Annotated in this window: 11 protein-coding genes and 3 pseudogenes; 4 read left to right on the forward strand and 10 right to left on the reverse strand. The window is 35.5% G+C overall.

Annotation, left to right across the window (positions count from 1 at the left end; all coding sequences use genetic code 11):
- The first annotated feature begins 73 nt into the window (after window positions 1–73).
- Window positions 74–319, forward strand: a complete 246-nt coding sequence (locus JFT95_RS15835; RefSeq protein WP_201052775.1) for a hypothetical protein — start codon at window positions 74–76, stop codon at window positions 317–319.
- A gap of 62 nt (window positions 320–381) precedes the next feature.
- Here the strand turns inward: JFT95_RS15835 and JFT95_RS15840 are convergent, their stop codons facing one another.
- The 8 genes and pseudogenes from JFT95_RS15840 to gabP all read right to left on the reverse strand — a co-directional run bounded on the left by JFT95_RS15840 (window position 382) and on the right by gabP (window position 9,391).
- Window positions 382–1,347: a 3D domain-containing protein gene (locus JFT95_RS15840; RefSeq protein WP_002014694.1), complete on the reverse strand. Its 966-nt coding sequence runs from the start codon at window positions 1,345–1,347 to the stop codon at window positions 382–384.
- Between the two features lie 348 nt (window positions 1,348–1,695).
- Window positions 1,696–3,555: a PTS fructose transporter subunit IIABC gene (locus JFT95_RS15845; protein ID WP_201052776.1), complete on the reverse strand. Its 1,860-nt coding sequence runs from the start codon at window positions 3,553–3,555 to the stop codon at window positions 1,696–1,698.
- Between the two features lie 13 nt (window positions 3,556–3,568).
- Window positions 3,569–4,480 (reverse strand): 1-phosphofructokinase, encoded by a 912-nt coding sequence (gene pfkB, locus JFT95_RS15850; RefSeq protein WP_033709381.1) that lies wholly within the window; start codon window positions 4,478–4,480, stop codon window positions 3,569–3,571.
- Window positions 4,477–5,229 carry a DeoR/GlpR family DNA-binding transcription regulator gene (locus JFT95_RS15855; RefSeq protein ID WP_002128628.1) on the reverse strand — a complete coding sequence of 251 codons (753 nt, stop codon included), beginning with the start codon at window positions 5,227–5,229 and terminating at the stop codon, window positions 4,477–4,479. Before JFT95_RS15855 ends, pfkB begins: the two co-directional genes overlap by 4 nt.
- A gap of 156 nt (window positions 5,230–5,385) precedes the next feature.
- Window positions 5,386–6,548, reverse strand: a pseudogene (locus JFT95_RS15860) (iron-containing alcohol dehydrogenase).
- Window positions 6,549–6,665: 117 nt separating this feature from the next.
- Window positions 6,666–7,208, reverse strand: coding sequence for a DUF420 domain-containing protein (locus JFT95_RS15865; RefSeq protein ID WP_000228316.1), 543 nt, complete (start codon window positions 7,206–7,208; stop codon window positions 6,666–6,668).
- Between the two features lie 316 nt (window positions 7,209–7,524).
- Window positions 7,525–7,863: a hypothetical protein gene (locus tag JFT95_RS15870; RefSeq protein WP_078175321.1), complete on the reverse strand. Its 339-nt coding sequence runs from the start codon at window positions 7,861–7,863 to the stop codon at window positions 7,525–7,527.
- A gap of 133 nt (window positions 7,864–7,996) precedes the next feature.
- Complete coding sequence (gabP, locus tag JFT95_RS15875) at window positions 7,997–9,391, reverse strand: GABA permease (protein ID WP_000360102.1); 1,395 nt, start codon at window positions 9,389–9,391, stop codon at window positions 7,997–7,999.
- A gap of 270 nt (window positions 9,392–9,661) precedes the next feature.
- Here gabP and JFT95_RS15880 point away from each other — a divergent pair.
- Window positions 9,662–10,743 (forward strand): annotated as a pseudogene (locus JFT95_RS15880) (chitinase).
- Between the two features lie 54 nt (window positions 10,744–10,797).
- Here JFT95_RS15880 and JFT95_RS15885 read toward each other — a convergent pair.
- Both JFT95_RS15885 and JFT95_RS15890 read right to left on the reverse strand, forming a co-directional pair.
- Complete coding sequence (locus tag JFT95_RS15885; RefSeq protein ID WP_201052777.1) at window positions 10,798–12,009, reverse strand: M20 metallopeptidase family protein; 1,212 nt, start codon at window positions 12,007–12,009, stop codon at window positions 10,798–10,800.
- A 123-nt stretch (window positions 12,010–12,132) separates the two neighbouring features.
- Window positions 12,133–13,025: pseudogene (locus tag JFT95_RS15890) on the reverse strand (metallophosphoesterase).
- 196 nt (window positions 13,026–13,221) lie between these two features.
- Here JFT95_RS15890 and JFT95_RS15895 point away from each other — a divergent pair.
- Entirely contained in the window at window positions 13,222–14,037 is an 816-nt protein-coding gene (locus tag JFT95_RS15895; protein WP_201052778.1) for a formate/nitrite transporter family protein, read from the forward strand.
- Window positions 14,038–14,178: 141 nt separating this feature from the next.
- Window positions 14,179–14,451, forward strand: a complete 273-nt coding sequence (locus tag JFT95_RS15900) for an HU family DNA-binding protein (protein WP_002033657.1) — start codon at window positions 14,179–14,181, stop codon at window positions 14,449–14,451.
- The last annotated feature ends 15 nt before the right edge of the window (window positions 14,452–14,466 follow it).

Below are 14,466 nucleotides of genomic sequence, written 5' to 3' on the forward strand. Positions count from 1 at the left end.
CAAAAAAAAGAGCATAGCTTGTCCAATTCTGCATATACATGATAAAAAATAGCTCGGAGAGGGTGCAATGACTATGAAACAAGTGACTATCGATTTTCCATTATTAATAAAAGACCTTATTTTAGCTACTGCTACAAAAGAACAAAATTGTTCACAAGAAGAATTATACTTCGCACTAAATTGTTTACTACGTTCCTTTCATTCTACTCTTCAAGAAACAACATTACATCCAGAAAATAAAAATACAGAGTATATGCAAACTCAATTTTGCACCGCGTATAAAATTATTACAGGTAAAACAATTTACCCTTTTCAATAATTCTTATATAAAAAAAACGGCCGCTTAGACATTTTCAAGCAGCCGTTTTTTATTTTAATAAATTATTTTATAACTTTCACTTTAACGGATTTACGACCCCAACTATCAGCAGTGCTATCTGAACCAACTAAAACATCAATACGATTTCCTTTAATCGCGCCACCAGTATCTCCAGCAATTGCTTCTCCATATCCTTCCACCCACACTTTTGATCCAAGAGGAATTACTTTCGGATCAACAGCAATAACTTTCATATTTGGATTCGCTGTTAAATCATGCCCCATCGCAGTTAACACACGACCACCATATGTGCCATTTTCACTCGGGTGAGCTGTGTAAGCTGTCGCTTCTACTGTTATTTCACGACCAGCAGGTTCACTTGTTTCAGTAGATTTTGCCACTGGCTTAGTTGCCGGCTTCGCTTGCGCTACTGGTTTACTTGATGCTCCACTTTTAACTGATTCTTTTCCATTAACTGCCGTATCATTTTTAGCCGGCGCTTTCTCCTTAACTGATGTATCATTTTTAACCGCCGTTTTCACCTTAGTTGGCGCTTCATCTTGAGCTGGAACTTCTTTTCTTTCAATAACAGGTGCTGTACCTGTTAAAAATGGTATGTGAACATACGCCGCTTTCCCGCCATATTCGAATTGTAACCATTCGTTTTGTACTTGATTTGTCGTTTCAATCAAGTCATCTTTTTTAAGCGTGCCAAGAATTTCTGAATCAGTATTCGCTCCAGCACGAATGTTTAATACGTTTGCTGTTACATAATAAGAACTTTTCGTAAACTCAGCACTTACAAAAGCTTCTTTACCATCTAATTTAATTTTGGACCATCCGTTTTCTGTATTTATAACATCTAATTTATTTCCACTTAACATTTTACCTACAAGTTTTGATTCTACAGTTGGGTTTTCTCTAACGTTTAATACATCTGTTGTTACAATCGTTTCCGCTTTAGCAGAACCTGCAAAAATCCCAAGACCAAAAACTGCTGCTGTTGCTATACCTAATAATTTTTTCATGAATAGCCTCCATTTGCTTTGTTTTCGTGTTCTCATTATAGCAACAGTTTTTTGTAGAATTTCGAAAATCACACAATTACAAAGCATTCGTAATAAACGATTAATGATTTGTAACATAAATTTCCATATTAAAGAATTGTATTTCTACCAAAATTAGCAATAGTTTTCATATATTTCTCACAAATTAGTATAAGAATTTTTTTCCAGAAAAAATTACAGTATTACTTTTTTGTTACAAAAAAATCACTTTTCATTACATCTTTTACCAAAATCCATCATAATCCAATTATTAAATTACTTTTTGTAACGAAAAAGGAACAACTCCTATTAGCTGTCCCTTTTTATCTTTTATTTAACTTTCTTCTTCCAAACACCTATCATAATAGCTGAAACAATCGTCCCAATTAATATAGAAACAATATATAGCAACGGTTTATTCACTAATGCGATAACAAACAATCCACCATGCGGTGCCGGCAATGTAATTTGGAATAACATAGATAAGGCACCCGCGATACTTGAACCAACAACACAACTTACAATTACTCGAACCGGATCGGCAGCTGCAAATGGAATCGCACCTTCTGTAATAAACGATGCTCCCATAATATAATTTGTTAAACCAGATTTACGTTCTGCTTCTGTAAATTTTGTTTTAAAGAATGTGGTTGCGAATGCAATCGCAAGTGGCGGTACCATACCACCAGCCATAACTGCTGAGTGCACTCCAAAATTCTGCGCTTCTATTGCAGCAATACCAAATGTAAATGCCGCTTTATTAATTGGACCACCCATATCAATTGCCATCATACCGCCTAAAATAAGTCCTAATAATATAGCATTCGTACCACTCAAACCATTTAACCATCCTGTTAACATTTCATTTAATGCTACTACAGGCGGATTTACTACTTTTTGCATAACAACTCCTGTAATCAACAATCCAAAGACTGGATATAACAAAACAGGTTTAATTCCTTCTAACTGTACTGGTAATCCTGAAAATAATCTTTTCAATCCTAAAACAACATATCCAGCTAAGAAACCAGCAATTAATCCACCTAAAAATCCCGCATTCGCTTGTGCTGCTAAAAACCCACCGACAACGCCAGGCATAAAACCAGGTCGATCAGCAATAGAACTTGCAATAAATCCAGCTAAAATAGGTACAAGGAATAAAAAGGCTCCTTTTTCTCCACCGCCAATATTCATTAATATTTCAGCAATAGGACCTTCCGCCTTAATTCCACCGAACATAAATGCTAATGCAATTAAAATTCCGCCACCAACAACGAACGGAAGCATATTACTTACACCGCTCATTAAATGCTTATAAATTCCTAGCCCTTTTTCTTTCTCTACATTTTCTGCCTTCCCATTCTCTTTGACACCTTTAAAGATTGGTGCATCTTGTTTTACAGCTCTATTAAGAAGGACTTCAGTTTTTCTAATACCATCAGCTACTGGCACTTGAATGACATACTTCCCAGCGAAACGGTTCATTTCTACCTGTTTATCTGCCGCAACGATAATCGCTGTTGCGCGTTCAATATCCTCTTTCGTTAAACCGTTCTTTACACCTGTTGATCCATTCGTTTCAACTTTAATCGCTATTCCTAACTCTGCTGCTTTTGCTTTCAAACTATCCGCAGCCATATATGTGTGAGCGATACCAGTCGGACAAGCTGTAACAGCTAATACGTATGACTCATTCCCTTCCGGCTTTGCTACTTCAACTTCTTCGTCTTCTTTTTCATTCTCTTTTTCATCAAATAAACGGAGAAGCTCATCCTCATCCTTTGCTTCTAATAATTGCTTGCGGAACCCTTCATCCATCAATAACGTAGAGAGACGAGATAACGTTTCTAAATGAGTATTATTCGCCCCTTCACTCGCAGCAATCATAAAAAACAGATGTGTAGGCTGTCCATCAAGCGACTCATAGTTGATACCGCTTACACTTCTACCGAAACAAATCGATGGTTGTTTAACGGCATTCGTCTTCGCATGAGGTATAGCAATACCTTCACCAATTCCAGTTGTACTTTGTGACTCCCGCTTTAAAATAGCTTCTTTAAATTCAGCTTTACTATTTAAACGATTTGCCCCGTTTAATTTTTCAACTAATTCATCTATGACAGCTTCTTTATTTGAAGCTGTCAAATTCATAATGACTGTATCCCTTTTTAATAGTTCTGTAATTTTCATATGTTGCTTCCCCCTATCGCTTAGCTACAATTACTTGCGACAATAATTCTTCTACCTTTTCCTTTGTACATAAATCCGCCGAGAATGCTGTTGCACTTCCTGTTGCAACGCCATATTGAAATGCCTTTTCAATATCTTTTGTCTGTTCATATTTACCTACAAATCCTGCAACGAGAGAATCTCCGGCCCCAACCGAATTAATTACAACACCTTTTGGAACAGTTGCTTCATATATACCTTGTGCCGTAAATAATAAAGCCCCATCTCCAGCCATTGATACGATAACATGCTCTACACCTTGTTCAACTAATTTTCTTCCAAACGGTAAAACATCTTCTACTGTTGAAATCTCTACTCCAAATAACTCACCAAGTTCATGATGATTAGGCTTTATTAAAAATGGTTTATTTTTAATTACATGCTGCAGCGCACTTCCACTTGCATCGACTACTACGCGAATACCTTTCTCAGCTCCGAGCGCTGCGATTGATTCATAAAAAGTAGTTGAGATAGACGCCGGTACACTTCCAGCTAGTACAACACAATCTCCCTGCCTCATACTTTCGATTTGTTTCATTAATTGTTCAAATTGTTCATTTGTCACATTAGGACCTTGCCCATTTAATTCTGTCTCTTCTTGCCCTTTTATTTTCACATTAATTCGTGAATCACCGTCTACTTGGACGAAGTTTGTTGTTACACCTTCCGCCTGTAATACATCTTTAATAAATCGACCGGTAAATCCACCAGTAAATCCAAGCGCTACATTTTCAACACCTAAACGATGAAGAACACGAGAAACGTTAATGCCTTTCCCTCCAGGAAATTTCATATCTTTCTCTGCTCGATTTACCGCGCCTAAATCGAAGGAATTAACTTGTACTACATAATCAATAGATGGGTTTAAAGTAACTGTATAGATCATTGTTTATCAGCCTCAATTACATTGGTTTGTCTTTTATATTTTTCTAAATCAATTTCTAAATGGTTTGTAATAATATTCGCTTCTTCAACATTGGCAATTTTCGCAAATGCAACTTCTGAGAACTTACTTTCATCAATTAAGAAATATCCTTCGTTCGCAAATGTTAATGCCATTTGTTTTAAAAGTGCCTCTTCTGGATCTGGAGTTGTAAAACCAAGCTGTTCATGTACACCATTTGCTCCTAAGAAACATTTATCAAAACGGTACTTTTGCATACTTTCCTGTGCCATAGCACCAATTAAAGCTTTCGTCCTACTCTTCATCATCCCGCCTAGTAAATACGCACGAATATTATTTTCAACTAAAGCTTCAATATGCATAAGTCCATTCGTTACGACAGTAACATCTTTGTTTATTAAAAATGGAATCATTTCAAATGTTGTACTTCCTGCATCTAAATAAACGCAATCCCCTTGTTCAACAATACTAGCCGCATACTTGGCAATTTGTTGTTTTATTTGAATGTTTTTGGATGATTTTTCAATCATCGTTGGCTCCTGTCCTTTTCCTGTTAAAACAGAGGCACCACCATGAACTCTTTTTAATAACCTTTGTTTTTCTAATTGTGCTAAATCACGACGAATTGTCGATTCAGAGCTTTCTGTTCTTTCAACTAATTGTTGTAATTTAACAACCTTCTGCTCTTTTACAAGTTGCAATATCATTTGATGACGTTCAGGAGTTAACATTTTCTTCACCTCTTCTTTGATTACAGTATAATGAAAACGATCACAAAAATCAACCATAAACACTCAAAAATAATCAATTTCAATCAGAATCGGTTATAAACAAAAAAAGAAACCTATTTGATACAACAATCAAATAGGTTTCTTCTCTCGCTTCACTTATAAAGAAGCTTTATAAATTGCAAGAACATCATCTTTATTTAATTTTTTAAAGTTACCGAATTCACCATAAGCCATCGCTTTATCCGCCATTAAGTCAATTTCACTTTCTCTAATAGCGTAATCAGCTAATGTTACTGGAGCTTCAATTGAAGTCCAAAATTGACGTAACGCCTCAATTCCCTCTAATGCAACCTCTTTATCTGTCTTCCCATCTGTTTCTACATCGAATACACGAATAGCGAACTGTTTAAAGCGACTCACATTTTCATCTATAACATGCTTCATCCAATTTGGGAATAGAATCGCGAGTCCGCCCCCATGCGGTATGTCATGAACAGCAGAAACTGCATGCTCAATATTATGAGTTGCCCAATCTCCTTTTACTCCCATCGCTAAAATGCCGTTTAACGCCATAGTACCGCAATATAAAATTGTTTCCCTATGCTCATAATTTTCTAGATCACTTAAAAGCTTAGGAGCTGTTTCAATTACTGTTCTTAAAACAGATTCACAATAACGATCTTGTAATTCTGTATTCATGCCGTGATGGAAATATTGCTCTAATACGTGCGACATAATATCGACCATACCATAAATCGTTTGATCTCTCGGCACAGACGAAGTATGTAGTGGATCTAAAATTGAAAACTGAGGGAATGTAACTGGACTGCCCCAGCCGTACTTTTCATTCGTTTCCCAGTTTGTAATTACAGATCCTGCATTCATTTCAGAACCTGTTGCCGCAAGAGTGAGTACAGTACCGAACGGTAACGCCTCGCTAGCAAATGATTTTTTCGTTACAATATCCCATACATCTCCATCATATGTACTACCAGCAGCAATCGCCTTCGTACAGTCGATTACACTTCCTCCGCCAACCGCTAAAATAAATTCGACTCCATTGTCTTTACAAATTTGAATCCCTTTCTTTACTGTTGATAAACGAGGATTCGGTTCAACTCCTGTCAACTCAAATACTTCCGCATTTATATCCTTTAAAATAGAAATCACATTATCATAAATACCATTTCTTTTAATGCTGCCTCCCCGTACACGAGAAGAACTTTTTTACCGAACTGTGGAATTTCCGTTTTTAACTGCTCTAACTGTCCTTTACCAAAAATAAGTTTTGTCGGATTACGAAATACAAAATTTTGCATATATCTTTACCATCCCTTCTATATAAAAAGCAACTATACTTTTGTATACCACAATTTTTTCATTTCACAAAAATATTTGCCTAATAAAAAAATCCCAGCCTACAGGCTGAGATTTTTTTATTGATAATAAGGTGAGATCATTAAGTAAACAATAACACCAGATAAACTTACATATAACCAAATCGGCATCGTCCAACGTACAATTTTACGGTGACGTGTTAATTGATTCGTAAAACCAAACACAAGTGCAAACAATGCAAGCGGTACAATAATTGCTGCAAGGATAATATGTGTAATTAAAATGATGAAATACACATATTTAATGAATCCTTCTCCGCCAAAATGTGTTGCTGGCGCCAAGTAATGATACGATAAATAAGAAACACAAAATAGCAACGTCGTTGTAAATGCTGCTAGGATGAAACCACGGTGCATTTTCACATTCTTCTTAATAATAGAGTATAAAGCTGCTAATAAGAATACGAACGTAAAGCTATTAAAAATTGCATTTAACATTGGTAAAATTGTTACATCAAAATGTACTTCTCCTTCATAGCCAACAGGTCCAAAGAACAAAAATAAAATAATCGCATTTACAATTACAGAAAGCGTTATCACAATAGGAGCATAGCTTTTCTGATTCGTTGATTGATCCACCAAAATGGTCACTCCTCTTCCTTCAAATATGTATACGTAACCTCACTATTTTAACATATTATTCACAGTGTAAATGTGACAATAGTTTGACACAGTAAGACAGGGCAAAGAAAAAATCCTTCTTAACAATACTTCTTAAGAAGGATTTTATCGCTTTATTATTCAAATAGCAATGCGATTAGTTTTTGTTAAAAAACGTACTGCTATACGCTTGATATATTTCAGACACTTGATATCCCATTAATGAAATTGCTGTTAATGAAAAGAAACCAATCATAAGAAATCGAAACCACATATAAATCTCCTCCTTGTATTTAGCTTAAAAAGCAGTCGCTATATTACAAGTTGAGTGGCACTCTTCATCGTCACTTTCCTTTTTCTTTACAATTGCTGTTATAAATCGAATCATAAAGAAAATCACAAAAGGAAATTGTTCGTAATTTACCTTGGCATAGTTTGGCAACGGCTCGCGCTGCACATCGAACGGAGATGAGAAGGAATAGAACATACCTTGCTCTTCCATATATACAATTACAATTTTCATACAAAACATTATTCCTAGAAATGAAACAATATCTTGCCATTCTGTCGTATATAAAAAGTTATACAGCTCTAATACGTACTCTTCCATCGTCATCCCCCCTTCCTTTTTTACCATTTTGCTCGCCTTCATATAAAAAGTCAAGAAAAAAGTTTATATTCACTATGACAATAGTAATTACTTGTTTCTATGATTATATATGATTCTTTTATAGCAATGATTGGGTGTAACTCTCTTCTAAAACAAGAAATTAGAATCGAACAGATTCCTCATTCTTACTTTTAGGATTCAACAATGTACTATTTTTATTTCTATTAAAAATAAAATAAGAAATTATTATAAGAACAGTAACAAGCATTGTTAAAAGCGCTTGTGAACGTAAAGATTCAATTGCGAGCATGGCAACTAAAACTGCTATAATCGCAGCAATTGTAACATATGTTACATATGGAAAAAGCCACATTTTCACTTTCAAATTTTGTTGTTCCGCTTTCCCCATTTTTTTACGTATCTTGAAATGTGAAACTGCTATAACGAGATAAACGAGTAACGCAATCCCGCCAGATGCATTCACTAAAAATAAAAATACTTTATCTGGAGATATGTAACTAAAAACAACTCCAATGTAAGCAAAGAAAGTTCCAAATAAAACCGCCCGAACTGGAACACCACTACTATTCAATTTCAAAAATGCCTTTGGCGCATCTCCTCTTTCTGCCATTGAAAAAAGCATTCTTGAGTTCGTATATAAACCCGAATTTAAACAAGAAAGTACAGCTGTTAAAACGATAAAATTCATAATTTGCGCTGCCGCTGGTATCCCTATATGTTCCAGTACCGCCACAAATGGGCTTTTTAGTATGTTCGCCGAATTCCACGGAAGGAGTGTAACAACTACAGCGATCGATCCAATGAAAAATACGAGAATACGCCAAATTACACTATTTGTTGCTGTTTTGACTGCCTTTACAGGTTCGGCAGACTCTCCAGCGGCCACTGCAACAATCTCAGATCCCATAAATGAAAATATAACGACGGTGATTCCAAGTAACACCGAACTTATACCATTTGGCATAAATCCTCCTTGACCTACCAAATTCGAAGTGCCAGGTGCTTCCGTACCTGGTACAAATCCTAAAATAACAGCTAGTCCAAGACAAAGGAACAAAACAATACTTATTACTTTAATAAATGAAAACCAATATTCAAATTCTCCAAATGATTTCACCGAGAAAACATTCGTCAACGTTAATAAAATCGTTAATATTAAGCTTAATAACCAGAGTGGGATTTCTGGAATCCAGTATTGAATAATACCAGCACCTGCTGTAGCTTCTATTGCAATAACAATTACCCAGAAAAACCAATATAGCCACCCAATTGTATAACCTGCCCATGGACCAATTGCCTCTCTTGCATATGTTGCAAATGAACCACTTGTCGGATTAATAGCTGCCATTTCTCCTAGCATTCTCATAACGAAAATAACTAGAAGTCCTGCTAATGCATATGAAACGATAGAACCTGGACCCGCTGAATGCACAACCGCGCCACTTCCAACAAACAAACCAGCTCCTATTACGCCACCAATGGAAATCATTGTAATGTGGCGTATTTTGAGGTCTTTCTTAAGATTTTTATCCAACTCTTGTACATCCCCTTCCAAACTTAATTTTGAAATTTATGTAAGAGTATTATGTGAAAAATCTTATCCTATACTTTAAAATATATCAAAATATTCTGAATTTAACAATCGCAATTCGACCTCCTTCAAAAATTATTTCATTAGGTTTAATAATTTCCCATACACAATTGTTGAGAAAATTATAGTCACCTTACAAAAGAATGAATTTTCAGATATCATTAAATAAACAAGATTATACATCTAGACAACTTTTTGTATAGGAGTGTTGATATGTTAAACAAGTTCAAATTCATTTGTTGTACTTTAGTAATTTTCTTACTGCTACCGCTAGCTCCCTTTCAAGCACAAGCAGCAAACAATTTAGGATCAAAATTACTCGTTGGATACTGGCATAACTTTGATAACGGTACTGGCATTATTAAATTAAAAGATGTTTCACCAAAATGGGATGTAATAAATGTATCTTTCGGTGAAACTGGTGGTGATCGTTCCACTGTTGAATTTTCCCCTGTGTATGGTACAGATGCAGAATTCAAATCTGATATTTCCTATTTAAAAAGTAAAGGAAAAAAGTAGTTCTTTCAATAGGTGGACAAAATGGGGTCGTTTTACTTCCTGACAATGCTGCTAAACAACGTTTTATTAATTCCATACAATCTCTAATCGATAAATACGGTTTTGATGGAATAGATATTGACCTTGAATCAGGTATTTACTTAAACGGTAATGACACTAATTTTAAAAACCCAACAACTCCTCAAATCGTGAATCTTATCTCAGCAATTCGAACGATTTCAGACCATTACGGTCCAGATTTCCTATTAAGCATGGCTCCTGAAACAGCTTATGTTCAAGGCGGCTATAGCGCATATGGAAGCATCTGGGGTGCATATTTACCGATTATTTACGGAGTGAAAGACAAACTAACATACATTCACGTTCAACACTACAACGCTGGTAGCGGGATTGGAATGGACGGTAATAACTACAATCAAGGTACTGCAGACTACGAAGTCGCTATGGCAGATATGCTCTTACATGGTTTTCCTGTAGGTGGTAATGCAAATAACATTTTCCCGCCTCTTCGTTCGGATCAAGTCATGATTGGACTTCCTGCAGCACCAGCGGCCGCTCCAAGTGGCGGATATATTTCTCCAACTGAAATGAAAAAAGCTTTAGATTATATCATTAAAGGAATTCCTTTCGGAGGAAAGTATAAACTTTCAAATCAGAGTGGCTATCCTGCATTCCGTGGCCTAATGTCTTGGTCTATTAATTGGGATGCAAAAAACAACTTTGAATTCTCTAATAACTATAGAACATATTTTGATAGTCTTTCCTTGCAAAAATAATAAAAAACAACAATAGGTTTTATATGACCTATTGTTGTTTTTTATTTATGTAAATTACTTTTTCACTTCTACATGATGAAGAAATTCTTTTCCATCTCTTGAATAACTACTCACAAGACTTAAAAGCAACTTCCCACCAACCAACATCGCACGTTCATCAAAATCGAATTGAGGATGATGGTGTGGATATGTTGCCCCTATTTCTTCATTACCAGCACCTGTGAAGAAAAATGCTCCTGGAACATGTTCTAAGTAGTATGCAAAATCTTCTCCGCCCATAATAGGTGGTACTTCCATGACCCTTTCTTTGCCAAGATCGTGTTCCGCAACCGTCATAAAATGACGTGTTTCAGCTACATGATTTATTAATATTGGATAGCCTCGTTTATATTGAATATTAACTTCAGCATGAAGGGACTGACAAATCCCCTCAACAACTCGTCTAAATTCCTTCTCCATATATTCTCTCACTTCAGGATCTAACGTTCGAATGGTTCCTGTAAACGTAGCAGTATCCGCAATAATATTATCGGCTTGCCCGGCATGGAATGTACCAACTGTTAAAACTGCTGATTGAAGTGGATCGACTTTTCTACTCACTAAAAGTTGCAACTGATTAATAACTTGTGTTGCAACGATAATAGCATCTACAGTATGATGTGGCATACCGCCGTGACCGCCTCGCCCTTGAATCTTCACTTCAAAAGTATCAGCTGCCGCCATCATTGCTCCAGCTTTCGTTCCAACAATTCCTAAAGGCATCTGAGAAGATAAATGTGTACCAAAAACAACATCTACTCCTTCTAAACAACCATCCTCAATCATGGCAATTGCTCCGCCAGGCTCTTTCTCTTCTGCATGTTGATGAATAAGGACTATTTTTCCTGAAAGTTGGTCTCTGTTATCACTTAATATTTTTGCAACTCCTAAAAGTGTTGCTGTATGTCCATCATGGCCACAAGCGTGCATTACACCAGGAACCTTTGATTTATATGAAACTTTCTTTTCATCTTGAATAGGTAGTGCATCAAAATCAGCACGCAGCGCTATCGTCTTCCCAGGTATTCCACCTTCAATTACGCCGATTACCCCTCTTCCCCCGACATCTGTTGTCACATCAATATGAAAACTTTTTAAGATTTCAGCTATTTTTTTCGGTGTTTCTATTTCTTGAAACGATAGCTCTGGGTATTGATGAAAATCTCTTCGCCATGAAACCATTTGGTTATATATACTTTCCAATTCTTTATGCCATGTTTCTATCATAGAAATTCTCCTTTCTTTTTAACACTTTACATAAAAGTACATAATATTCTGCACTTAATCAATAAAAAAAGAGAACTTTCTTTAAAAGTACTCTTAATTCTCCAAAATATGAAACGTTCTACTTTAGTTACTACTTTGCTTCAATACAAAAACTGAAAGTTCAGGTACACTCCAAAACCTGACAGGCATTCGAGTCGTTCCAATACCGCGATTTACATATAAATATAACGACTTACTCTTTCCTTCTAATTCATACATTCCTTCAACATACTTCTCTGCTAATTTTGTAGTAATTAATGGACCTACAAAAGGAATTTGAACTTGTCCTCCGTGACTATGTCCTGACATTTGAAAATCAACTGGATAACCAGCTACTTTGTCTACAACATCAGGCTCATGTACTAATAGCATATTGAAATCTTGTTGTCTTAAGTTTTTTAAAGTCGAATCTATTTGTGGTTTCCCTAATAAAAAATCATCCAAACCTGATATTGTAATATACTTGCCATTTTCCACTTTAATTTTCTGCACTTCATTTACTAACACAGAAAAACCAGCTTCCTCCATATACTTTTTGTAAAATAAACTACCGCCCCCACCTCTATCATGATTCCCAAACACAGCATATTTTCCTAGGGGAGCTTTAATTTTCTGCAAAATAACCTTTGCTTCTTCTCTTTCCGCACTATAGGATCCAAACTTATCTATTAAATCTCCTGTAAAAACTACTATATCTGGATGTAATTCATTCATCTTCTCCACCAAATTTTCTAGTTGTTTCAATGTAAAATCTGGTCCTAAATGTAAATCTGAGAATTGCAATATCTTTTTATTGTTAAACTCTTTAGGAATCGTAGGAGCTTCTATTTCATTCCACGTAACTGTTACTAGTCTTCTTTCTATTTCAGTCGCATAGAAATACAAACTTACTGGTATCATTAATATACTTATGAAACTAATAATAAATATCTTTACGATTGATTTTTTCGTTCTTTTTTTACATAATGCGTATTCATGTTTTCACCTCTAAAATCACTTTAAATCCTTATTGTTACATTAATGTGACAACATGAACAATGTTCGTTATATCCAATTTCAGCCCCACTCACTTTGACAAATTTATACAGAAATCATATCATATTTTTATCATACATAGATTCTTTAAAATGTTTCTTCTATTCATTCCATCATTCTATTAAGGAGAGGTTATTCATGTCTGTATTTACACCAGAAGAAATTACGGAACTTGCTGCTAATTCTGGAAGAAAAAAAGCTCATTTATCATTGCTCCCTATGCTAATTCTCGGTTTTTTTGGTGGTGCTTTCATAGCATTAGGATATTTACTTGATATCCATGTTATCGGAACAATGCCAAAATCTTGGGGGTCATTTACTAGCTTTTTAGGTGCTGCCGTATTCCCTATCGGTCTTATACTCGTTATCCTTGCAGGCGGTGAATTAGTAACTGGCAACATGATGACCGTTTCAATGGCATGGCTTCACAAAAAAATCGACTTATTTCACTTCATACGAAATTTAGTTATTGTTACGTTTAGCAACTTCATAGGTGCTATATTCGTCGCTTATTTTTTTGGTCATATCGTCGGCTTAACGGAGGGAGCTTTTTTAGCAAAAACAGTTACTATTGCACAAGCTAAACTACAAGATACACCACTGCAAGCCTTCATTTCTGCAATCGGATGCAATTGGCTTGTTTGTTTAGCTGTTTGGCTTAGTATGGGAAGTAAAGAATTTATCGGAAAGATTATCGGCATTTGGTTCCCAGTTATGACTTTTGTTGCGATCGGATTTCAACACGTTGTAGCCAATATGTTTGTTATCCCAGCTGCAATTTTTGCCGGTCATTTAACTTGGGTTGACTATTTTCCAAACTTCATTTTTGTTTTCTTTGGAAACTTAGTAGGAGGTATGTTATTTGTAGCATTACCTTATTTCATATCTTATAATAAGAAACTGCCTCTAAATAAAGAGAAGACTGAAATAAAGAACAAATCTGTATCCGCTTAAATTAAATGTCTATAAAGTGGCCCTAAAAAATATTACAAATTCCATTTTTTTTGCGAATATATGTACGTACACTTGTTCTCGAATGTTTTATACGTTATAATAACAACTTAAATAGCATTATTTACATATGAGGTGAAAAACATGAATAAGACAGAATTAATTAAAAACGTAGCACAAAACGCTGAGATTTCTCAAAAAGAAGCTACTGTAGTTTTACAAACTGTAGTAGAATCAATCACTAACTCTTTAGCTGCTGGCGAAAAAGTACAACTTATCGGATTCGGTACATTCGAAGTTCGTGAAAGAGCTGCTCGTACAGGCCGTAACCCACAAACGGGTGAAGAAATGCAAATCGCAGCTTCTAAAGTACCTGCTTTTAAAGCTGGTAAAGAACTAAAAGAAGCTGTAAAATAATGAAAAATAGCCTTC

It is taken from the genome of Bacillus sp. TH17 (assembly GCF_016651125.1).
Lineage (GTDB): Bacteria > Bacillota > Bacilli > Bacillales > Bacillaceae_G > Bacillus_A > Bacillus_A mycoides.

Bases quoted from the DNA above. Each gene is read 5' to 3' on its own strand.
- JFT95_RS15835 (WP_201052775.1), top strand. From the start codon at position 74: ATGAAACAAGTGACTATCGATTTTCCATTATTAATAAAAGACCTTATT.
- JFT95_RS15840 (WP_002014694.1), bottom strand. From the start codon at position 1,347: ATGAAAAAATTATTAGGTATAGCAACAGCAGCAGTTTTTGGTCTTGGG.
- JFT95_RS15845 (WP_201052776.1), bottom strand. From the start codon at position 3,555: ATGAAAATTACAGAACTATTAAAAAGGGATACAGTCATTATGAATTTG.
- pfkB (WP_033709381.1), bottom strand. From the start codon at position 4,480: ATGATCTATACAGTTACTTTAAACCCATCTATTGATTATGTAGTACAA.
- JFT95_RS15855 (WP_002128628.1), bottom strand. From the start codon at position 5,229: ATGTTAACTCCTGAACGTCATCAAATGATATTGCAACTTGTAAAAGAG.
- JFT95_RS15870 (WP_078175321.1), bottom strand. From the start codon at position 7,863: ATGGTAAAAAAGGAAGGGGGGATGACGATGGAAGAGTACGTATTAGAG.
- JFT95_RS15885 (WP_201052777.1), bottom strand. From the start codon at position 12,009: ATGATAGAAACATGGCATAAAGAATTGGAAAGTATATATAACCAAATG.
- JFT95_RS15895 (WP_201052778.1), top strand. From the start codon at position 13,222: ATGTCTGTATTTACACCAGAAGAAATTACGGAACTTGCTGCTAATTCT.
- JFT95_RS15900 (WP_002033657.1), top strand. From the start codon at position 14,179: ATGAATAAGACAGAATTAATTAAAAACGTAGCACAAAACGCTGAGATT.